Annotated in this window: 17 protein-coding genes; 8 read left to right on the top strand and 9 right to left on the bottom strand. The window is 63.9% G+C overall.

The window, feature by feature from the left end; genetic code table 11:
• The first annotated feature begins 2 nt into the window (after positions 1–2).
• Entirely contained in the window at positions 3–764 is a 762-nt protein-coding gene (locus tag ACT6VE_RS02390) for an SDR family NAD(P)-dependent oxidoreductase (protein WP_444797019.1), read from the top strand.
• Positions 765–862: 98 nt separating this feature from the next.
• Here ACT6VE_RS02390 and ACT6VE_RS02385 read toward each other — a convergent pair whose 3' ends face one another.
• On the bottom strand, positions 863–1,588 hold the full coding sequence (locus ACT6VE_RS02385) for a L,D-transpeptidase (protein ID WP_444797018.1): 726 nt from the start codon (positions 1,586–1,588) through the stop codon (positions 863–865).
• Between the two features lie 164 nt (positions 1,589–1,752).
• On the opposite strand from ACT6VE_RS02385, the gene ACT6VE_RS02380 reads away from it, so the two are divergent.
• A complete protein-coding gene (locus tag ACT6VE_RS02380; protein ID WP_444797017.1) occupies positions 1,753–2,352 on the top strand; it encodes a YdeI/OmpD-associated family protein in 600 nt (199 codons plus the stop codon).
• Between the two features lie 16 nt (positions 2,353–2,368).
• Here the strand turns inward: ACT6VE_RS02380 and ACT6VE_RS02375 are convergent, their stop codons facing one another.
• The 7 genes from ACT6VE_RS02375 to ACT6VE_RS02345 all read right to left on the bottom strand — a co-directional run bounded on the left by ACT6VE_RS02375 (position 2,369) and on the right by ACT6VE_RS02345 (position 11,113).
• Entirely contained in the window at positions 2,369–3,391 is a 1,023-nt protein-coding gene (locus tag ACT6VE_RS02375) for a glycoside hydrolase family 25 protein (RefSeq protein ID WP_444797016.1), read from the bottom strand.
• A gap of 140 nt (positions 3,392–3,531) precedes the next feature.
• The gene (locus ACT6VE_RS02370) at positions 3,532–4,104 is read right to left on the bottom strand and encodes a hypothetical protein (RefSeq protein ID WP_444797015.1); all 573 of its coding nucleotides are present in this window, start codon (positions 4,102–4,104) and stop codon (positions 3,532–3,534) included.
• A gap of 8 nt (positions 4,105–4,112) precedes the next feature.
• Positions 4,113–5,780, bottom strand: coding sequence for a urocanate hydratase (locus tag ACT6VE_RS02365; protein WP_444797014.1), 1,668 nt, complete (start codon positions 5,778–5,780; stop codon positions 4,113–4,115).
• Between the two features lie 33 nt (positions 5,781–5,813).
• Positions 5,814–6,902, bottom strand: coding sequence for a DUF917 domain-containing protein (locus ACT6VE_RS02360; RefSeq protein WP_444797013.1), 1,089 nt, complete (start codon positions 6,900–6,902; stop codon positions 5,814–5,816).
• Positions 6,902–8,182 (bottom strand): Zn-dependent hydrolase, encoded by a 1,281-nt coding sequence (locus tag ACT6VE_RS02355; protein ID WP_444797012.1) that lies wholly within the window; start codon positions 8,180–8,182, stop codon positions 6,902–6,904. The genes ACT6VE_RS02360 and ACT6VE_RS02355 overlap by 1 nt, the downstream gene beginning before the upstream one ends.
• Positions 8,182–9,561: a dihydroorotase gene (locus tag ACT6VE_RS02350; RefSeq protein WP_444797011.1), complete on the bottom strand. Its 1,380-nt coding sequence runs from the start codon at positions 9,559–9,561 to the stop codon at positions 8,182–8,184. The genes ACT6VE_RS02355 and ACT6VE_RS02350 overlap by 1 nt, the downstream gene beginning before the upstream one ends.
• 13 nt (positions 9,562–9,574) lie before the next feature.
• Entirely contained in the window at positions 9,575–11,113 is a 1,539-nt protein-coding gene (locus tag ACT6VE_RS02345; protein ID WP_444797010.1) for an aromatic amino acid lyase, read from the bottom strand.
• 117 nt (positions 11,114–11,230) lie between these two features.
• Between ACT6VE_RS02345 and ACT6VE_RS02340 the strand changes: the two genes are divergently transcribed.
• Entirely contained in the window at positions 11,231–12,394 is a 1,164-nt protein-coding gene (locus tag ACT6VE_RS02340; protein ID WP_444797009.1) for a LysR family transcriptional regulator, read from the top strand.
• On the opposite strand, the gene ACT6VE_RS02335 is transcribed toward ACT6VE_RS02340, so the two are convergent.
• Positions 12,391–13,386: a GlxA family transcriptional regulator gene (locus ACT6VE_RS02335; protein WP_444797008.1), complete on the bottom strand. Its 996-nt coding sequence runs from the start codon at positions 13,384–13,386 to the stop codon at positions 12,391–12,393. The two genes, ACT6VE_RS02340 and ACT6VE_RS02335, sit on opposite strands and share 4 nt — an antisense overlap.
• A gap of 93 nt (positions 13,387–13,479) precedes the next feature.
• On the opposite strand from ACT6VE_RS02335, the gene ACT6VE_RS02330 reads away from it, so the two are divergent.
• From ACT6VE_RS02330 to ACT6VE_RS02310, 5 genes are all read left to right on the top strand, one after another.
• Positions 13,480–14,391, top strand: coding sequence for a 3-keto-5-aminohexanoate cleavage protein (locus ACT6VE_RS02330; RefSeq protein ID WP_444797007.1), 912 nt, complete (start codon positions 13,480–13,482; stop codon positions 14,389–14,391).
• Positions 14,388–15,878 carry a carnitine 3-dehydrogenase gene (locus ACT6VE_RS02325; RefSeq protein WP_444797006.1) on the top strand — a complete coding sequence of 497 codons (1,491 nt, stop codon included), beginning with the start codon at positions 14,388–14,390 and terminating at the stop codon, positions 15,876–15,878. The genes ACT6VE_RS02330 and ACT6VE_RS02325 overlap by 4 nt, the downstream gene beginning before the upstream one ends.
• 174 nt (positions 15,879–16,052) lie before the next feature.
• Positions 16,053–17,213: an acyl-CoA dehydrogenase family protein gene (locus ACT6VE_RS02320; RefSeq protein WP_444797005.1), complete on the top strand. Its 1,161-nt coding sequence runs from the start codon at positions 16,053–16,055 to the stop codon at positions 17,211–17,213.
• A 7-nt stretch (positions 17,214–17,220) separates the two neighbouring features.
• Positions 17,221–19,281, top strand: a complete 2,061-nt coding sequence (locus tag ACT6VE_RS02315) for an acetate--CoA ligase family protein (RefSeq protein ID WP_444797004.1) — start codon at positions 17,221–17,223, stop codon at positions 19,279–19,281.
• Positions 19,278–20,060, top strand: coding sequence for a carnitinyl-CoA dehydratase (locus ACT6VE_RS02310; protein WP_444797003.1), 783 nt, complete (start codon positions 19,278–19,280; stop codon positions 20,058–20,060). The genes ACT6VE_RS02315 and ACT6VE_RS02310 overlap by 4 nt, the downstream gene beginning before the upstream one ends.
• Positions 20,061–20,080: the final 20 nt, after the last annotated feature.

Raw genomic sequence — 20,080 nt, 5'->3', positions numbered from 1 at the left:
CGATGATCCTGAAGAACCGTGTCGCCATTATCACCGGAGCAGGCTCCGGCATCGGCCGGGCCGGCGCGCGCATCATGGCGCGTGAGGGCGCTACGGTCTGCGTTGCAGACCTCAACGAGACGCGCGCCACCGAGACCGTCGATTTCATCCGCGCGGATGGTGGCAAGGCGGAGGCGGTCATCGTCGACGTGACCGACGACATGGAGCTGAAGATGGCGATCGCCGGGGTGCTCTCCCGTCATGGCCGCGTCGATATCCTGCACAACCATGCGGGCGCCCAGGTTGCCGGCGACCTTGAAAGCGTGCCGCTCGATGGTTTGGATCTTTCCTGGAACCTCAATGTGCGCGCCCACCTGATGGCAGCCCGCCTCGTCATGCCGGCCATGAAGGCGCAGGGCAAGGGCGTCATCCTCAACACCGCCTCCTCCTCCGGCGTGCTCTACGACCGCGAGATGATCGCCTATACGACGACGAAACACGCCGTCATCGCCATGACCAAGCAGATGGCCGGCGACTATGCCGGGCACGGCATCCGCGTCAACGCGCTCTGCCCCGGCTGGGTCGACACCCCCTTCAACGCCCCCTTCATCAACCAGATGGGCGGACGCGAGGCGATCGAGGCCTATATCAAGGAAAAGGTGCCGATGGGCAGGTGGGCCGATGTGGAGGAGATCGCCGAACCGATCCTCTTCCTCGTCTCCGACCGGTCAAGCTACATGACCGGCCAGATTCTTGTCGTCGACGGCGGGGAGACCGTCACCTAGAATATTTCCGCTTTTCTTCGAACCGCGGAAAAGCTCTAACTCTTTGTTTTTACGCAATTCCGGACACAAAACCGCTGCGCACCTTTGCTGGAATTGCGTTAAGCGCCGGCCGCAGCCCCCATCGGCCCCTGATGCACGACGATGCGGGCGTGATAGGGCACGCGCTTGTAGAGATCGAGCACATCCTGATTGATCAGCCGCACGCAGCCCGATGACGTTGCTTTACCGATCGACGCCCAGTCCGGCGAGCCATGCAGCCGATAGAGCGTGTCCTTGCCGTTCTGGAAGATGTAGAGCGCGCGCGCTCCGAGCGGGTTCTTGATACCCGGCTCCATGCCGCCATTCTCGACGGAGTATTTTGCAAGGCTCGGCGTGCGCGCGATCATGTCGGCCGGCACCTTCCAGCGCGGCCAGGGCTGGCGCCAGTGAATGATGCCCTCGCCTTCCCAGGCAAAGCCGTCGCGGCCGATGCCGACGCCATAGCGCATGGCAGTGCCGCCCGGCTCCACCACATAGAGGAAGCGGCCCGGCGTATCGACGACCACGGTGCCCGGCGCTTCGCCGGTCGGGTCCTTCACGCGCTGGCGATAATATTTCGGGTCGATCTTCGTATAGGGGATGGCGGGGATGAGATGACCACCGTCCTCGACGGCCGCATAACGCGCCACCAGTTCCTCGTCCGCTGCCGGCACGATGGGATAACTGACCTTCTGGGGGACTGGCGCAATCTTGACCGGCGTTTGTTCCGTGGTCGCGCAGCCCGCAAGCGTCGCCGCAGCGCCGAGGAAAAAGGCCCTGCGCGACAATGAGCACACCGTAGGCATTCTCGATAAGACTCCAATGGGAAAGACTGGTTAGGAGTGATGGCTAGCCAGACCGTGAGCGGGCTGGCAAGAAGCAATGGCATCACATCTTCGGCAACGGTTATTCATTCCGCCCGACCGATGCAAAGCAGTCACGTCCGGTGAACGATGAGGGGGAAAACGCAATGGCACCTGTGGAAATCAATCCCGCCCATGTGCGGGAGTTCACCGACCCGGAAAGCTTCTACCGCTGGCTTGCTGAAAACCATGACTCCGCTCCCGAAGTCTGGATCAAGATCCACAAGCGCGGCTCCGGGCTGAAATCCATCAATCCTGAAGAGGCGATCGAGGCCGTGCTCTGCTGGGGCTGGATCGACGCCATCCGCAAGGGACTGGACGAGAAGAGCTTCTTCCAACGCTATTGCCCGCGCGGCAAGAAGAGCGTGTGGAGCAAGAAGAATGTCGAGACCGTCGGCAGGCTGATCACAGACAACCGAATGACCGAACACGGCCTCAAACAGGTGGACGCCGCAAAGGCAGACGGTCGCTGGGACAAGGCCTATGGCAGCGGCAAGGACCTGAAAATCCCGCCCGACCTCCAGACAGCCATCGACGCGGAGCCAGCAGCGAAGGAGATGCTCGGCAAGCTCACCGAGCAAAACCGATTTGCGCTGGCCTTCCGCATGCACAACATCAAGACGGATGTCGCGCGCAAGCGAAACGTCGACACCTTCGTGGACATGCTGAAGCGCGGCGAGACGATCTACCCGCAGAAGCAGAAGTAGACCGCCCTATGTTCGCTCAGGACTGGCCGTTCAACCAGTTGTGCCAGTCGTTCTCGCTGCCGGAGAAGACATTCAGGTCGATCTTGCCCTCGACACCATGCGACAGGCCGGAGCCGGAATACTGCCAGAACATCCAGCGGCGGTTCGGATAACGCTTGGACGGGTGCGCGGCGACCGAGCGCAGCCAGAACGGATGGTTCTGGAGCTCGCCGGAAAGGTTGTCCTCATAGAAATCCGGCGCGGTATAGATGATCGGCCGCTTGCCGTAATGGCGTTCCAGCATGTCGGAGAAGACCTTGATCTTCTCGACATACTGCGCACGCGTCAGCCGCTTCTTGCAGCTCGATTCGCCATTGTATTCCGCATCGATCACCGGCGGCAGCGCATCGGGATCCTTCGGCACGTTGCGGATGAACCATTCGGCCTGCGAGCTTGCGACCCGGCACCAGTAGAAGAAATGATAGGCGCCGCGCCGCATGCCCGCTTCCTTGGCCTTGCGCCAGTTCTTCTGGAACATCGGGTCGAGGTGGTCGCCGCCATCCGTCGCCTTGATGAAGGCGAAGTTGGCGCCCTGCGTGCGCAGCTTCATCCAGTCGATGTCACCCTGCCAGCGCGAGACGTCCACGCCGTGCACCTGATAGTGTTTTGGCGCGCGCTTGCCGAAATTGATCGGGTGCGCGTCGCGGAACTGCTGGCTGTAGACGCGCGAACGCTTGCGCGAGCGCCCCTCGGACGGCATCTCGATGACGGAAACCGCGTCCTCCGGCCGTTCGGAAGGAACCGCCGATTGTTTCGTGACGGATTCGAAGACCTTACCGTCCGGCCCCGGCCCGGCCCAGGCCAGCATTTCCGCACCATCCGCCGTCACCCGGCTTTCACCGACTGCGACTTCAGGAACGGGGCTATTGCCCTTGGAAACGGAGCTGGTGATTTCCGCCGACGGTTTTATGGATAGCACCGCCTCGGGATTCGAGCTCGACGCACAGCCGGCCATGGAGGCACAGCCAAGAAGGACCGCTGTAAGGACCGAAAGACGCATAAGGCACTCGCACGCAAAACTAACCGAAGGCCCCGCCCTTTCGACACATGGACGGAATTACTAACGGAAGATTACCGCGAAATGTTAAATGCGAGGTTTACGGCGGAGTCGACATTTCAGGTACTTAGGCTCGAAAGCTCTCACGATTCCTGACGATTGCCCTTCACGAAAGCGTGTCCACGCGGCGAAAGCCGGTAGCCCACGGCCAGGCTTTCCGTCAGCCCCAACTCCTTGAGCTGGCGTATCTTTCGCTTGAGTGTCAGCTTCTCCATATCGAGGCGCTCGACCATCTCCGCGGCCGTCCGACCGTCCCGTTCCGCGATCATGGAAAGAGCCGTGTTCGTCCAGGATCCCGCACGGTCGAGCTTCGCAAGCGCCTCCCTCAAGGCTTCGATTTCACCCGGGTCGAGCGTATCGTTTTCACGCAGGTTTTCTCGCGGGTCCTTGCCGGCGACATGGAAGGCGATCCGGTAGAGTTCGCCACCGGGCCGAAGATCGCGCGCGAGTTCTTCCCGCGAGGCGTAACCTGCCGCGTGGACATCCCCCGCTGAGACGGCATCGAGGTCCATCCTTTCAATACTGTCGATGGCAAGCACGCCCGCCGCAGTGCGCAGCGTGCCGCCGGCCCGCACGGTGGGCTTTGCCCAGCGGCGAAAGGAGAGCGTCACCTCGCCTCGCCCGATCCTTTCAAGCATCTTCGCCTTGAACAGCATTCCACCCCTCAGGCGTTGCCGATCCTGACATGGCCGATCTGCTTCTTCTCGATCTCGTCGAACGATTCTTCGTAGCCGGCATCAGCATACCGGATCACACCAAGCGAGGTATCGTTCGTCAGAGCATGCTCCAACCGCTCCGCCCCCGCTTCCGTCCCGTCGGCGACCAACGTGACGCCGCAACTCGTCATGTAACCGGCATAACCGCCCCCGCCGGAATGCACGACGACGAGGTCGGCCATCGACGAGCACAGCAGCATGGCGTCAAGCAGCGGCCAGTCGGCGATGGCGTCCGAACCGTCCTTCATGCGTTCCGTCATGATGTTTGGATGCGCCATGGCGCCGGCATCGAGATGATCGCGCGAAAAAGCGATCGGCCCCTTGAGTTCGCCAGCCGCCACCAGCCGGTTGACCGCCAGCGCCAGCTCCGTGCGTTCGCCATGACCAAGCCAGGCGATGCGCGCCGGCAGCCCCTCGAAAGGCACGTTCTCGCGGGCAAGCCGGATCCAGTTGGTGACGATCTGGTTGTCCGGGAACATGTCCATGACGAGGTCGTCGATACGCGCGATATCGCTCTCCTCGCCGGACAGCGCCATCCAGCGGAACGGCCCGATAGCCCGCGCAAAGAGCGGGCGAAGATAAGCCTCCGTGAAGATCGGAATGTCGAAGGCATTCGCGACACCGCCTTCCCGCGCCTGCGTGCGGATGAGATTGCCGTTGTCGAAGACCTCGGAACCGCGTTTCTGGAAGTCCAGCATGGCCGAGACATGTTCGACGATCGAAGCCCGGCTTGCCGCCATCAACTGCCCCTGCCCGTCGTCGCGCAACCCCTTCACCTGGTCGAGACTCATGCCCTTCGGCACATAGCCGTAAACGAGGTCATGCGCCGAAGTCTGGTCGGTGACGATGTCAGGCACGATGCCGCGCCGGGCGATTTCCGGATAGATCTCCGCCGCATTGCCAACGAGGCCGATCGAGGTCGCCCGCTTGTCCTGCACAGCCGCGTCGATCATCGCGAGCGCCGTATCGAGATCCGGCGCCACATGTTCCAGATAGCCGACGGCCTTGCGGGCCGCGGCGCGTGCCGGATCGATATCGACGCAGAGAATGGCGGCACCCGCCATGCGGCCGGCGAGCGGCTGCGCGCCACCCATGCCGCCAAGCCCGGCAGTGAGGATGAAACGCCCGGCAAGGCTGCCGTCGAACCGCTTTTCGGCGATGCGCATGAAGATTTCATAGGTGCCCTGAATGACGCCCTGGCTGCCGATATATTGCCAGGCACCCGCCGTCAGCCCGCCCCAGCAGATCAGCCCCTTGCGCTGGAGTTCATAAAACACCTCGGCCTTCGCCCACTGCCCAACGATATTGCAGTTCGCCATGATGACGAGCGGCGCCTTGGCATGGGTCTTCAAGAGCCCGACCGGCTTGCCGGACTGGATGACCAGCGTCTGATCCTCGTCCATCTCCGTCAGCGCCTTGACGATCGCCCTGTGCGCCGCCCAGTTGCGCGCCGCCTTGCCGAGTGCGGCATAGACGATGAGATTGTCCGGATCCTCGCCGACCGACAGCACGTTTTCGAGCAGCCGCAGCAAGGCTTCCTGCCGCCAACCCTTGGCGCGCAGCGTGGGGCCGCTTGGGATTGGGTAGTTCGGATGACGCGCATTAGGCTTCGGCATCGCTATCTCCTAAAATCTCTGTACGGCTGTGCCTCAGGCGAGCGCGTAGCTTACCAGATCAATCCCCATCGCCTTCTCAACCGAAGGATAGACGGTCGGGTCGAGCACGCTGGAGGCGAGCGGGATGATGGTCTTCGGCACATGCAGCACGAAAACGTTCATGCCGATTTGAAGCTGACCAACGCTCAGCGGCTCTCCATCCGGCGAGAGCGTGGTGATGACATCCGGGAAAGTGGCAAGGCGTTTTCCTTCGGCCGATTCCACCGCCATATACTCGTTCATCACATGTAGAACCGTCGCACTGTCGCCCTTGCCGAGCGTCACTGTGCCGATGTCGAAAGCCTCCTTGGTGTAGACCACCGATTTGTCGGTGATCGTGCCTTCGGAGAGGATCGAACCACCCGTCGTCTTGACCATCGCATCGATGATCGCCGAGCCGCCCTTGCCTTCCGCGGCAATGATCGCCTCGCCGAGCGCCAGCGCCAGCGAAATGCCGCCGAGTGCGGCATTCCTGCGGACGTAGGAGGCACGCAGCGGGTTGCGGCAGGAGGCGATGAAGCCGCCGGACATGTCCGAGGCCGTGCGCAGGATTGGCGAGACTTTTGCGGTCGCGCCGCGAACGACCAATTCGATATAGCGGTTCTCGTCGCGGTTTCCCCCGACGGCGGTCTGGATCATCTGCTCGGGCGAGCCGGCCATGCCGATCGAGCCCATGTCGCCTGTCGGGTGCGCGCGCATGTCGCCCACCGCATCCAGCACCTTCGTGCCGAGAATGGCCGAGGGCAGCCAGCCGTTCAGCGTCGAGGATTTGCCGTTCTGCCCGACCATCAGCGCCGCGACCTTTTCGCCAAGCGCCTCCTGCAAAAGTTCCACCGCCTTCACATAGTCGACGCCGCGCATTTCCCACGGCGTGGTCGAGGCGGGCGCACCGATGGCGGCAGCCGTCGCCACCCAGTCGTCGTCCGAAAGCTCATCGATGGAGACAAGTTCGGGCTTGCCGATCGACACCGCGGCATAGCCCAGCATGCGGCCATGATCCGCCCAGCCACCGCCACCGGCGGCATAGACCGAGCCGCCCTTGACCGCCGCCTCGACGTCTTTTTCCTTTAGAATCCGGCCCATTAGACGTCTCCCTGAATCACTTTCTGAAGTTTTTCGTCGAGTTGAATCACTGCGTTAAGAAGCACCGCCGCGCCAAGCGCGATATCGTCCGTCTCGGCGAACTCTTCCGGCGCATGGCTGCGCCCGCCAAGGCACGGCACGAAGATCATCGCAGACCGCGTCACCCGCGCCATCCAGGCCGTGTCGTGCCCGGCACCGGAGGCCATTCGGCGATGGCTCGCCCCCACCGCCTCGCAGGCGGCGTCCAGAACGTTGAGCAGCAGCGGATCGCCGGGTGTCGGCATGTTGTCGGAGATGCGGCGCGGCTTCTCTATGACGGTGCCCGTCTCTCGGGCGATCTGTTCGACCAGCAGATCTACCGACGCCGCGAACAGCTCCATCGCCGTGCGATCCTCCGCCCGCGCATCGATCAGCAGGCGGGCGCAGGACGGCACGACATTGGCGGCATTCGGCTCGATGGAAAACTCGCCGACCGTCGCCGTGAAATGGCTAGGTCCTCCAGACAGCGATTTCGCCAACGCCTCGATGCCCGTCACCAGCCGCGCGGCGGCGGCCAGCGCGTCGGCGCGGTTGCCCATCGGCGTGGTGCCGGCATGGTCCGCGCGCCCCTGCACGATGATCTCGATGCGCGTGATGCCGGCGATCGCCGTCACCACGCCGATATCGAGCCTTTCGGTCTCCAGCACCGGCCCCTGCTCGATATGCAGTTCGAGGAAGGCCGTGATGTCCTTGCGCGCCTCGGCCTGGATGCGTGCCGGGTCACCGCCCGCATTGCGGATACCCTGCTCCAGCGTCAGTCCGTTGCTCTCGCGCGAAAACCAGTCCTCCGGCAGCACGCCGGCCATGCCGCGGCTGCCGATGCAGGAGACGCCGAAGATCGAGACCTCCTCGGCAAGGAAATCAACGACCTCCAGATCATGGTCGAGTTCGATGCCCTGATCGGCCAGCGCGCAGGCCACTTCCAGCGCCACCGCCACGCCGGCAATACCGTCGTAACGCCCGCCATCCGGCACCGTGTCGGAATGCGAGCCAAGCATGATCGTGCCAAGACCCGGCTTCTTACCCGGCCGGCGCGCCGTGAGATTGCCTGCGGCATCGATGCGCGCCTCAAGCCCCGCGGCCTGAAACTTTTCGAGAAGAAAATCCCGCCCCGCCGGGAACAGAGCGGTAAAAGCACGCCGCGTGTAGGGCCGGCCGGGCTCGGTGAGCCGGGCGAGGCCGTCGATAACATCCGCGATACGGGTGGGATCGACCGGCAGATTGGTTTTTGGCGCCGCCATCAGCGGGCACCGGACGAAACGAGCGTCGGCAGCGGCCGCACGAAGGCGCCGGTGCCTGGTTCGGCCAGCACCCTCGTGCCGTCGAAGGCAAGCTTGCCACGCAGATAGGTTGCCGAGACGCGCCATGGCAGCTTGATGCCGTTATAGGGCGACCAGCCGACGACGTTGTGGCCGCTCGTGGCAGCATCATAGATGTAGGGCTCGGGCGTCAGCACGGTGATGTCGGCATCCTTGCCGGCTTCCAGCGCGCCCTTCACATGGTTGAGCCGGAAATGCCGCGCCGGGTTCAGCGTCATCAATTCGGCGGCGCGCGTCAGCGGAATGCCGCGCTCCAGCGCGCCCTTGACGAAGAGCGGCACCATGACCTCCAGCCCCGGCACGCCGGAGGCATTGGCCAGCATGTCCGGATTGGTCTTGCGGTCTTCCGACCAACTGACATGGTCGGTGGAAACCAGCGTCACATTGCCCTCCGCGACATGCCGCCAGAGCTTTTCCACCTCGGCGCGCGGGCGGATCGGCGGGTTGATCTTCGCCTTGCCGCCCAGCCGGCGCACGTCGTTTTCCTCGTCGAGCGTCAGGTAGTGAATGCAGCACTCGATCGTCGCGCGAAAACCCTGTGCCCGATAGGCGGCGGCGATCTCGTAGCCACGGCCGAGCGAGCAATGCACCACATGCGCCGGGCAGCCCGTTTCGGCGCCCGTCTCGTAGATCTGGTTGGAGGCGAGCAGTTCCGTCAGCGGCGGGCGCGACATTCCGTGCGCACGATAGTCGGTGATGCCGGCAGCCTTCACCTTGGCGATCGCCGCGCGCACTGCCTCGTCATCCTCATTGTGCACGCCGGCCGTCAGCCCCGTTGGCGCTATGCCGCGGAAGCAGTCCTCCAACAAAGCCGCCGGAATGCGCGGGAAACGTTTTGGGTCCGTGCCGAAGGTCGAAAACTTGAAGGCGGCGACGCCGGCCTCGACCATCTCGCCGATGCGTGCCGGCCCCTCTTCCGGGTCGACCGTGCCATAAAGCGCGAAATCGACACGCGCCTGCGGCGAGGCGTGGTCGACCTTGATTTTCACGGCTTCCGCCGAGCAGACGAGGTTGCCCTCGTCGTAGGGCATGTCGACGATGGTCGTGACACCGCCGGCTGCGGCCGAACGCGTCGACCAGATGAAATCCTCCTGGTTCTTCTGCGACAGGGAATGGACCTGAGCGTCGATCGCGCCCGGCAGGATCAGCGCGCCGGAAAGGTCGTGCCGTTCCTTTCCCGCCGGCATCGCGCCCTGTCCGACATGCACCACCTTACCGTCCCGCACGGCGACATGGCCGCCCTCGACGATACGGTCCGCCAGAACCACGGTGCCTTTCAGAACGAGATCGAAATCGGCCATTCCCGTGTCTCCGTTATTGCGTGAGGGCGAAGAAGCTATCGACCGGCGCCATCGGTGCAGCCTCGACAAAGGCAGCAAGCGCCTCGGGGCTCGCAAGATCGCGGTCGAGCGCTTCAATCTCCGAGGACAGCGGACGATCCTTGCGATAGAAGGGCGTGACCGCACGAGTGCGATGATAGGCGACGGCAGCCACGCCTTCGACATTGTCGCCGGCAAGATCGATCGCCTGCGCCGAAAGCATCGCTTCGAGCGCCGCGAGCTGGCGCAGATCCCGCACCTGGCTCTCCATGCGCTCGACGATAAGCGGCAGGAAGGTCGCTTCCTCCTCAAGGCCGCCGGCAACGACGATCGACTGTGCGGAAATCGGCACGGCCAGCGACTGGATGCGCATATAGAGTTCGACGGCGAGTTTCAGCAGCGGGCCGAAACCCGTCGCGGCCTCGCCGGGCGCAACGAGATTGACCGGAAGGTTACGACGCACGCCATTCGAGAGCAGGACGCAGCGATTGAGCACATTGCGCGCAAGATGCGCAAAACCGGTCTGCGCGGCCTCGACATAGAGCGTCGTCGACAGCGGCAGGGAACCGCCGGAGGCCATGACGTGGTTGTCGATGACGACCGGGTTGTCATCCGACTGCGCCGTCGCCTCGACGATGCGCTCCGCGGCGTTCATCAGCGTATCGAGGCTGGCGCCAAAAACCTGCGCGGTCATGCGCAGGCTGAGCGGATCGTGGATCGCGGACGGCTTTGGCCAATGGCCGGAGGAGGCCTGCGCCTCGAACCAGCAGCCGGCCAGCGCCTCGCCATGCGCCGAGAGCCGCGCGGCCACACGCCACGGATCCGCCGAGGCGCCAAGCGCCAGTGAGGAAAGAAGCCCCGTCACCATGAGATTTCGGATCGCCTTCGCCGCCTCGCGCACCACATTGGCGGCGGCGGCATGCGAGATGGCGTTGACGCTGAGGGCTGCCAGCGCATCGCGCGGCTGCATACGATAAGGCTTGAGGCCGGCGCGCTTCAGCGCTTCGGCGGCAGGCAGGCGCTCGCCGCCATACCAGGCCTCGCCCTCACCGGTCATGACCGATGCGATCTGCCCCATCAGGCCGATATCGGCACAGCCCATCGAGCCATGGCGGCGCACGACAGGCACGACGTCCTTTTCGAGCAGGCCAAGGAAAGCCTCGATCAGTTCCGGGCTACAGCCGGAGTAGCCGCCGAGCGCCGTGTTGACGCGGATCGCCATTGCCTTGCGCACGATCGGCAGCGTGAAGGGTTCGCCGGTGCCGAAATGGTGCGCCCTGACGAGGTTGTTGTTGAACTCGTCGAGATCATCCGCCGTCCAGAGCTTGTCCTTCATCGAACCGACGCCGGTGTTCGCCCCGTAGATCGGCAGGCCGATGGCGAGGCGATCCGTGATGACGCGCCGCGACGCGTTGACACGACCCATGCCGATTTCGCAGGCAACGGGGTGGCTCATGCCGCCGCCGATCGCCTCCAGCGTGGCGAAGTCGAGCGGTTGGCCGGTCAGATAGAGCATATCGGCGGAAGCGAGCATTTTCAAAAAACCTGTTTTCAAGGTGATGTTATGCGGATCGCGGTGCAAACAGATATCCCAAAGTCCGTACGGTTCATGCTATAAGCCGAACAGTCATCGGAAGCCGAAGGACCGCCTGTGGATCTATCCACGCTTTGCCTTGTGCACAGCATTCTCGAAGAACGCGGCATCCGCAGGGCAGCCGCCATTGCGGGACGCCCCGCGTCCAGCGCCAGCGCAGCACTCCGCCGCGTCGAGGCCGTGCTTTCCGTACCGCTTGTGCGGCGGGACGGTCAGGCGCTCGTGCCCACCCTGGAGGCCGAAGCCCGCCTGCCCCGCTTCGCCGAAATCGCGCGCGCCGCCGACGCCCTCGTCATCCTTGGCGAAGGTGGGCGGCCACGCTCCACCATTTCGCTCTCCGCCCTCGCCCGATTCGCCACGGCGGCAAGGGCCAGCAGCATCAACGCCGCCGCCAAAAGCCTCGGCCTTGGCCAACCGCAACTCACCCGCCAGCTCAGCCATCTGGAAGCGGCGATCGGCTGCAAGATGCTCGACCGTTCGGCGACCGGCATAAGCTGCACGCCGGCCGGTCTCGAGGCCCTGGCTCTCGCCGAACAGATCGGTGCCGCATGGGAATCGCTTTTCGCCGCCTCCGCCGAACGCTTCCGCCGCAGTGCCGCCACCTGGCGTCTCGGCGCGATCATTCCCTTCGGCCATGAAAGCGAGATTGCCGCCATGCTGGCGCGCCTTGCCGTCGCATGGCGCTCAGCACGACCACGCCAGCCGCTCTTCCTGTCCTCCACCACGGCGGACGAACTTGTCTCCGGCCTGAAAAACCGCCGTTTCGACCTGATCCTGCTCGACACCGACCACTACCCCGCCGAGTTCGACGGCAAATTGATCGGCCGCTCGCAACTGGCGCTTGCCGGCCCGCGCTCAATGGATGCATCGGAACCGCAGGATTTTCCAGCACTTCTGCGCCGCCACCCAATCGCTGTGCCAAGTCCACGCAGCGGCCTGCGGCAGATGACGGACCGCTTCCTGGAAGCCACGCTTTCCACAGCCGAACGCGCCCGCTTAACCCTGGTCGAGGTCGATTCCATCCCGGTCATCATCAATCTCGTGCTGAACCACGGTCATCTTTCGGTTCTGCCAGAGCATTCCATCGCCAACATCAATCCGCCACCGACGCTGTTGCCGTTGGATGCGGCCTACCAGCAATCACTGAGTCTCGTCTGGCCACGCGACGCGCTCTCCCGGCAGGCGGCCGAAACAATGATCGCGTTCCTTTCGAAACCTTAGCCCTTCGCCCCGGCCCGCAATCGCCGCCGGGTCTCCGTCGGGCTTTCGTGGTAGTGCGCGCGGTAGCTGCGCGAAAAGGCGGAGGAGGAATTGAACCCGGTGAGCGCCGCAATATCGGCGAACTCGGCCTTGGTCTCGATGACCTTCCGCCGGGCGGCGTTCAGCCTTAGCGCCAGATAGTGCTGGTGCGGCGCGACACCCATCGATTCCTGGAACAGGTCCTGGAGATGGCGTGCGCTGATGCCGACGCGTTTGGCAAGCCGCGTCAGCGTCAGCGGCGCATCCACCGTCTCCTCCATCAACCGCACCGCCTGGCTGACGCGCTGGTCGGCGATGCGCATATTGCCAAGGGCCGGCACCTGCAGCAGCCCGCCGGTCCGCTCGTGTTCGTAAATGAAGAGCCGGGACACTTCGAGCGCCAGCGAATAGCCCTGCCGGCGGCGGATGATCTCCAGCATCAGGTCGAGCGTCGGCAATGAGCCCCCGGTGGTGATGCGTTTGCCGTCGATGACGTAGCGCTCGCGCATCACCGCGATCTGCGGATAGCGGGAGGCGAACTCCTCCATGTCCTCCCAGTGGATCGTCACGGAATGGCCGTTCAGCAGGCTGGCTTCGGCGAGCAGCCAGCTTCCCGATTCGATGCCGGCCATCATCGTGCGGTGACGCGCTGTCTGCGAAAGCTGGCGCCGCAACAGAGGCGTCGCACTCATCTGCCATTGATAGCTCGAAAGCACGAAGAGCGGCTCTTTCTCCCGCTCCGGCCGGAACAGGCCGTCGACCGGCACGGGAATGCGGCTCCGCGTCTCGACCGGCTGGCCATCGGGGGAAAAAATCCGCCAGCGGTAAAGCTCCTGGCCGGAAATGCGGTTGGCGGCGCGCAAGGGCTCGATGACCGAGGCGACGAGGATGAGGTTCGTCTCGGGCAGCACGAGGATATCGATGTCGAGGGTATCGGAAGAGGGATCGAGCATGGCGGAAGCATGCGTGTTCATCTCTCGAATTGTCAAGAATGGATCCGAAAAGTGAAAGCATTGCGCCGTCTCTTGGCTCGTAATGGACCCAATGAGAATACTGGGAGAGATCGAATGCCCTTAGCCATGAACCGTGATGTCTTCATCACCTGCGCCGTCACCGGCTCCGGCGACACCGCCGGCAAATCGCCCCACGTGCCGCGTTCGCCCAAGCAGATCGCCGAATCGGCGATCGACGCCGCCAAGGCCGGCGCCGCCGTCGTGCATTGCCATGTGCGCGACCCGGAAACCGGCGCACCGAGCCGCCGCAACGATCTCTACCGCGAAGTGACCGAGCGCATCCGCGATGCCGAGGTGGACGTGGTGCTGAACCTCACCGCCGGCATGGGCGGAGACATTATCTTCGGCGGCACCGAACAGCCGTTGCCGCTGAACCCCAACGGCACCGACATGGTGGGCGCCACCGAGCGCGTCAGCCACGTCGCCGAATGCCTGCCAGAAATCTGTACGCTCGATTGCGGCACGATGAACTTTTCGCTCGGCGACTACGTGATGACCAACACGCCGTCCATGCTGCGCGCCATGGGCAAGATGATGACCGACCTCGGCGTCCGCCCGGAAATCGAGGCCTTCGACACCGGCCACCTGTGGTTCGCCAAGCAGCTCGTCGAGGAGGGCGTGATCGAGGATCCGGTGCTCATCCAGCTCTGCATGGGCATTCCGTGGGGCGCGCCCGACGACCTCAACACCTTCATGGCGATGGTCAATAACGTGCCGGCCAACTGGACGTTCTCGGCCTTCTCCATCGGCCGCAACGCCATGGCCTATCCGGCCGCGTCCATACTGGCCGGCGGCAATGTCCGCGTCGGGCTTGAAGACAATCTCTATGTCGGCAAGGGCCAGCTCGCGACCAATGCCCAGCTCGTCGAAAAGGCCGTGAACGTGGTTGAAAGCATGGGTGCCCGCATCATCGGCCCGGCCGAAGTGCGCGAAAAGCTGAAACTCCAGAAGCGGGCGCCGAAATGAGCCAGATCCAGAAAGCAGCCTGCGTCGGCGGCGGCGTCATCGGCGGCGCCTGGGTGGCGCGCTTCGCGCTCGTGGGCATCGACGTCAACATCTTCGATCCGCATCCGGAAGCCGAGCGCATCATCGGCGAAGTGATGGCGAACGCCGAGCGCGCCTATGGCATGCTTACCATGGCGCCGCTGCCGCCGAAGGGCAAAATCACCTTCTGCAAGAGCTTGGAAGACGCCGTCAAAGACGCTGATTGGATTCAGGAAAGCGTTCCCGAGCGCCTCGAATTGAAGCGCGGCGTGCTCACCCAGATCGATGCGGCCGCAAAGCCCGATGCCCTCATCGGTTCGTCCACGTCAGGCCTGATGCCGACCGATCTCCAGCGCGACATGAAACACCCCGAACGCCTGTTCGTCGCGCATCCCTACAATCCCGTCTACCTGCTGCCGCTCGCCGAACTGGTCGGCGGCGAAAAGACCAGCAAGGCGACGCTCGAAGACGCCAAGGCCAAGCTCGCGCCGATCGGCATGAAGGGCGTGATCATCAAGAAGGAGATCGAGGCCTTCGTCGGTGACCGCCTGCTCGAAGCCGTCTGGCGCGAAGGCCTCTGGCTCATCAAGGACGACATCTGCGACACCGAGACGCTCGACGACGTGATCCGTTACTCGTTCGGCATGCGCTGGGCGCAGATGGGCATGTTCGAGACCTACCGCATCGCCGGCGGCGAAGCCGGCATGCGCCATTTCCTCGCCCAGTTCGGTCCCTGCCTCTCCTGGCCCTGGACCAAGCTCACCGACGTCGTCGATCTCAACGACGAGCTGGTGGAAAAGATCGCCAACCAGTCGGACGCCCAGTCCGGCGCCCGCGGCATTCGCGATCTGGAGCGCATCCGCGACCAGAACCTCGTCGGCATCATGCATGCGCTGAAGGCCGGCGACGACGGCAAAGGCTGGGGTTCCGGCAAGCTGCTCGCCGAATTCGAGGAACATCTCTGGGCCAAGGCCGGCAAGGCGAAGGTCGAAGTTTCGGAAGCCGAGCCCCTGCGCCTCATCGGCACCAAGGTCAACGCCGCCTGGGTCGACTATAACGGCCACATGACCGAGCACCGTTACCTCCAGCTCTTCGGCGATACGTCGGACGCGTTGCTGCGGCTGATCGGCGTGGACTTCGCCTATGTCGAGGCCGGCCACAGCTACTACACGGTGGAAACCCACATCCGCCACATCGGCGAAGCCAAGCTCGGCCAGGCGCTCTACACGACGCTTCAGCTTCTGGCCTCCGACAGCAAGCGGCTGCATTACTTCACCCGCATCCACGATGCCGCGACCGGCGATGTCATCGCGACGGCCGAGCAGATGATGCTCCATGTCGACTCGAAGGCCGGCAAGAGCGTCGACGCGCCTGCGGACGTGCTGGCGAAGATCAAGCCGATCGCGGACGCTCATGCCAAGCTGCCGGTGCCGGATGGTGCAGGCCGCAGCGTCGGGCAGAAAAAATGAACGATGCCGGCAGCCCCCTCATCCGCCCTTCGGGCACCTTCTCCCCGCTGGGGAGAAGGAGGGGAAAGACGGCCTCGCCACAATCCCTTCTCCCCAGCGGGGAGAAGGTGCCGGCAGGCGGATGAGGGGGCCGCCACCGGGCAGACAAAGCATTCTCTGAGGGGAGAAACTTCCATGAACTTCGCATTGACCGACGAACAGCAGATGATCGTGGATACGGTCCGCTCCTTCGTCGAAACGGAAATCTATCCGCACGAAAACGAGGTCGAGCGCACCGGCCATGTACCGCCGGAACTCGGCCAGGAAATCGCCCGCAAGTGCAAGGAAATCGGCTTCTTCGGCTGCAATATGCCGGAAGAAGTCGGCGGTGCCGGCCTCGACCACACCTCGTTCACCCTCGTCGAGCGTGAACTTGGCCGCGGCTCGATGGCGCTGACCGTGTTTTTCGGCCGTCCCTCCGGCATCCTGATGGCCTGTAACGACGAGCAGCGCGAACGCTACTTGCTGCCAGCTGTCAGCGGCGAAAAATTCGATGCACTCGCCATGACCGAACCGGATGCCGGCTCGGACGTGCGCGGCATGAAATGTTTTGCGCGCAAGGACGGCGACGACTGGATCGTCAACGGCACCAAGCATTTCATCAGCCATGCCAACATCGCCGATTTCGTCATCGTGTTCATCGCGACGGGCGAAGAAGACACGCCGCGCGGCAAGAAAAAGCTCATCACCTGCTTCCTCGTCGATCGCGGCACGCCTGGCTTCGAAATCCGCGACGGCTACGAATCGGTCTCGCACCGTGGCTACAAGAACTGCATCCTGAATTTCGACGATTGCCGCCTGTCCTCCGCCCAGATTCTTGGCGAAGTGCACAAGGGCTTCGACATCGCCAACGACTGGCTCTATGCAACGCGCCTCACCGTCGCCGCGACTTCCGTCGGCCGGGCGCGCCGCGCCTTCGACTACGCGCTCAACTACGCCGCCGAACGAAAACAGTTTGGCAAGCCGATCGGCGCGAACCAGGGCGTCTCCTTCAAGCTCGCCGACATGATCACCGAGATCGACGCCGCCGACCTCTTGACGCTTTCGGGCGCCTGGCGCCTCGACCAGGGCCTGCCGTCGAACCGCGAGATCGCCTCGGCAAAGGTCTACGCCACGGAAATGCTCGCCCGCGTCACCGACGAGGCGATCCAGATTTTTGGCGGCATGGGCCTGATGGACGACCTTCCGCTCGCCCGTTTCTGGCGCGATGCCCGCGTCGAGCGCATCTGGGACGGCACGTCGGAAATCCAGCGGCACATCATCAGCCGTGAACTGCTCCGGCCGCTGGGAGCGTAATCGCATTATGACACGATCCCTCGACCGTCTGATCCGACCCAGATCCATCGCCGTCTTCGGCGGCAAGGAAGCACGCCGCGTCATCTTCCAGTGCGACAAGATGGGCTTTTCCGGCGATATCTGGCCGGTGCATCCGCGCGAAGACGAAATCCTCGGCCGCAAGTGCTACCGCTCCGTCGCCGACCTGCCGGACGCACCGGATGCTTCCTTCGTCGGCGTCAACCGCGAACTGACCATCGGCATCATCCGTGACCTCTCGGCGCGCGGTGCCGGCGGTGCTGTTTGCTATGCGTCCGGTTTCCGCGAGGCCGTCAGCGAGCTGGCCGATGGCGACGACCTGCAGAAGGCACTGGTGGAAGCGGCCGGCGACATGCCGGTGCTTGGCCCCAACTGCTACGGCTTCATCAACATGCTGGATGGCGCCCTGCTCTGGCCGGACCAGCACGGCATGCTGCGCATCGACAAGGGTGTGGCCGTCCTCACGCAGTCCTCCAACATTGCCTGCAACATCTCCATGCAGCAGCGCGGCCTGCCGCTCGCCTATATCCTGACCGCCGGCAACCAGGCCCAGACTGGCCTCGCCGACCTCGCCTGCGCCGTGCTGGAGGATCCGCGCGTCACCGCCGTCGGCCTGCATATCGAAGGTTTCGACAGCCTCGCCTCCCTCGAACGCCTGGCCTTACGATCGCGCGAACTGAAGAAGCCGGTCGTGACGCTGAAGGTCGGCAAGTCGGAGCAGGCACAGCTTGCGACGGTCTCGCACACCGCCTCGCTCGCCGGCAACGACGCCGTTTCCTCCGCACTGCTCGCCCGTCTCGGCATCGGCCGCGTCGAGACGCTGCCGGAATTGCTGGAAACGCTAAAACTGCTGCACATCGCCGGCCCGCTGCCGAACTACGACATCTCCTCGATGAGCTGCTCCGGCGGCGAGGCCTCGCTAATGGCAGATGCCGGCGTGAAGCGGAAAGTGAATTACCGCGACCTCCGGCAAGACCAGCGCCAGCCGCTGCGTGAGACGCTCGGACAGATGGTGACGATCTCCAATCCCCTCGACTACCACACCTTCGTCTGGGGCAACCACGAGAAGCAGACGCAGGCCTTCACCACCATGATGCAGGGCGGCTATGCCCTGAACCTCGTCGTGCTCGACTTCCCCCGTCTCGACCGCTGCGACGCCGCCGACTGGATCACCACCTGCCACGCCGTCATCGATGCGTCGAAGGCGACGGGCGCAAATGCCGGCATCGTCGCCAGCATGGGCGAGAACATGCCGGAAGCGACCGCCGAAATGCTGATGCAGAACGGCATCGTGCCCTTCTACGGCATCGAGGAGGCATTGGCCGCCGCTGAAGCCGCCGCCGGCATCGGCGAAATCTGGAGCAAGCCCCTGCCTGCCCCTCTCCTCAAGGCCGCAGCCGGGGAAGGTGAAGCAGTTACGCTCACCGAGCACGAGGCAAAACAGGCCCTTGCAGCCCATGGCCTCACCGTGCCGAAGGGCATCACGGCAGAAACCACGGAGGCCGCCGCCGACGCTGCGCAAAACCTCGGATTCCCCGTCGTGCTCAAGGGCTTGGGCGTCGCCCACAAGACCGAGGCCGGCGCCGTCAAGTTGAACCTCGCCAGCCGCGAGGCCGTGCTGGAGGCCGCCAAGGCCATGGCCGGCGTCGCTACCGGTTTCCTCATCGAAAAGATGGTGGGAAAACCCGTCGCCGAACTGATCGTCGGCGCCATGCGGGATCCCGTCGCCGGTCCGGTGCTGACCATCGGTGCAGGCGGCATTCTTGTCGAATTGCTCGACGATTCTGCCATTTTGACCCTGCCGACCGATGAAAAAACCATCCGCGAGGCGATCTCCAAGCTGAAAATCGCAAAGCTGCTGAACGGTTATCGCGGCGGCCCGAAGGGCGATATCGACGCGCTTGTCGCTGCCGTCGCATCAACGGCATCCTATGTCGTTTCAAACGCTTCAATAATCGACGAACTGGACGTTAATCCCTTAATGGTGCTGCCAGCTGGCGACGGTGTCGTCGCGGCCGACGCGCTGATCCGTCTGAGGAAAAACCCATGACCGGACCGATAAGACAGCGCCGCGAAGGCGGCATCCTGGAAGTCACGATCGATCGCCCCAAGGCGAACGCCATCGACCTCGTGACCAGCCGCATCATGGGCAAGATTTTTGCCGACTTCCGCGACGACGACACCTTGCGCGTCGCCATCATCACCGGTGCGGGGGAGAAATTCTTCTGTCCAGGATGGGACCTCAAGGCGGCAGCCGCGGGCGACGCGGTCGATGGCGATTATGGTGTCGGCGGTTTCGGCGGCATGCAGGAACTGCGCGACCTCAACAAGCCGATCATCGCGGCCGTCAACGGCATCTGCTGCGGCGGTGGCCTCGAAATCGCGCTCTCCACGGACCTGATCCTCGCCGCCGAACATGCAACCTTCGCGCTGCCGGAAATCCGCTCCGGCACGGTGGCGGATGCCGCCTCGATCAAGCTGCCGAAGCGCATTCCCTATCACATCGCCATGGACATGCTTTTGACCGGCCGCTGGCTGGATGTGCAGGAGGCGCACCGCTGGGGCTTCGTCAACGAGATCCTGCCGGCAGACAAGCTGCTCGACCGCGCGTGGGAGCTCGCGCGCCTGCTCGAAAGCGGCCCGCCCCTCGTCTACGCCGCCATCAAGGAAGTGGTGCGCGCCGCCGAGGGTGAGGCGTTCCAGACGACCATGAACAAGATCACCCGCCGGCAATTTCCGACGGTCGACGTTCTCTATTCCAGCGAGGATCAACTCGAGGGCGCCCGCGCCTTCGCCGAAAAACGTGATCCCGTCTGGAAAGGACGGTGAGGAAAGCACCCCTGCATCGG

This window comes from Shinella sp., from assembly GCF_052438155.1.
In the GTDB taxonomy this organism is placed as follows: domain Bacteria; phylum Pseudomonadota; class Alphaproteobacteria; order Rhizobiales; family Rhizobiaceae; genus Shinella.
The sequence above is the reverse complement of the archived record's forward strand: the minus strand, read 5'-3'. Positions and strand labels throughout refer to the sequence as shown.

Bases quoted from the DNA above. Each gene is read 5' to 3' on its own strand.
- ACT6VE_RS02370 (WP_444797015.1), bottom strand. From the start codon at position 4,104: ATGCTGTTCAAGGCGAAGATGCTTGAAAGGATCGGGCGAGGCGAGGTG.
- ACT6VE_RS02390 (WP_444797019.1), top strand. From the start codon at position 3: ATGATCCTGAAGAACCGTGTCGCCATTATCACCGGAGCAGGCTCCGGC.
- ACT6VE_RS02330 (WP_444797007.1), top strand. From the start codon at position 13,480: ATGCCCTTAGCCATGAACCGTGATGTCTTCATCACCTGCGCCGTCACC.
- ACT6VE_RS02355 (WP_444797012.1), bottom strand. From the start codon at position 8,182: ATGGCGGCGCCAAAAACCAATCTGCCGGTCGATCCCACCCGTATCGCG.
- ACT6VE_RS02345 (WP_444797010.1), bottom strand. From the start codon at position 11,113: ATGCTCGCTTCCGCCGATATGCTCTATCTGACCGGCCAACCGCTCGAC.
- ACT6VE_RS02365 (WP_444797014.1), bottom strand. From the start codon at position 5,780: ATGCCGAAGCCTAATGCGCGTCATCCGAACTACCCAATCCCAAGCGGC.
- ACT6VE_RS02385 (WP_444797018.1), bottom strand. From the start codon at position 1,588: ATGCCTACGGTGTGCTCATTGTCGCGCAGGGCCTTTTTCCTCGGCGCT.
- ACT6VE_RS02310 (WP_444797003.1), top strand. From the start codon at position 19,278: ATGACCGGACCGATAAGACAGCGCCGCGAAGGCGGCATCCTGGAAGTC.
- ACT6VE_RS02350 (WP_444797011.1), bottom strand. From the start codon at position 9,561: ATGGCCGATTTCGATCTCGTTCTGAAAGGCACCGTGGTTCTGGCGGAC.
- ACT6VE_RS02320 (WP_444797005.1), top strand. From the start codon at position 16,053: ATGAACTTCGCATTGACCGACGAACAGCAGATGATCGTGGATACGGTC.
- ACT6VE_RS02315 (WP_444797004.1), top strand. From the start codon at position 17,221: ATGACACGATCCCTCGACCGTCTGATCCGACCCAGATCCATCGCCGTC.
- ACT6VE_RS02375 (WP_444797016.1), bottom strand. From the start codon at position 3,391: ATGCGTCTTTCGGTCCTTACAGCGGTCCTTCTTGGCTGTGCCTCCATG.
- ACT6VE_RS02360 (WP_444797013.1), bottom strand. From the start codon at position 6,902: ATGGGCCGGATTCTAAAGGAAAAAGACGTCGAGGCGGCGGTCAAGGGC.
- ACT6VE_RS02380 (WP_444797017.1), top strand. From the start codon at position 1,753: ATGGCACCTGTGGAAATCAATCCCGCCCATGTGCGGGAGTTCACCGAC.
- ACT6VE_RS02325 (WP_444797006.1), top strand. From the start codon at position 14,388: ATGAGCCAGATCCAGAAAGCAGCCTGCGTCGGCGGCGGCGTCATCGGC.
- ACT6VE_RS02335 (WP_444797008.1), bottom strand. From the start codon at position 13,386: ATGAACACGCATGCTTCCGCCATGCTCGATCCCTCTTCCGATACCCTC.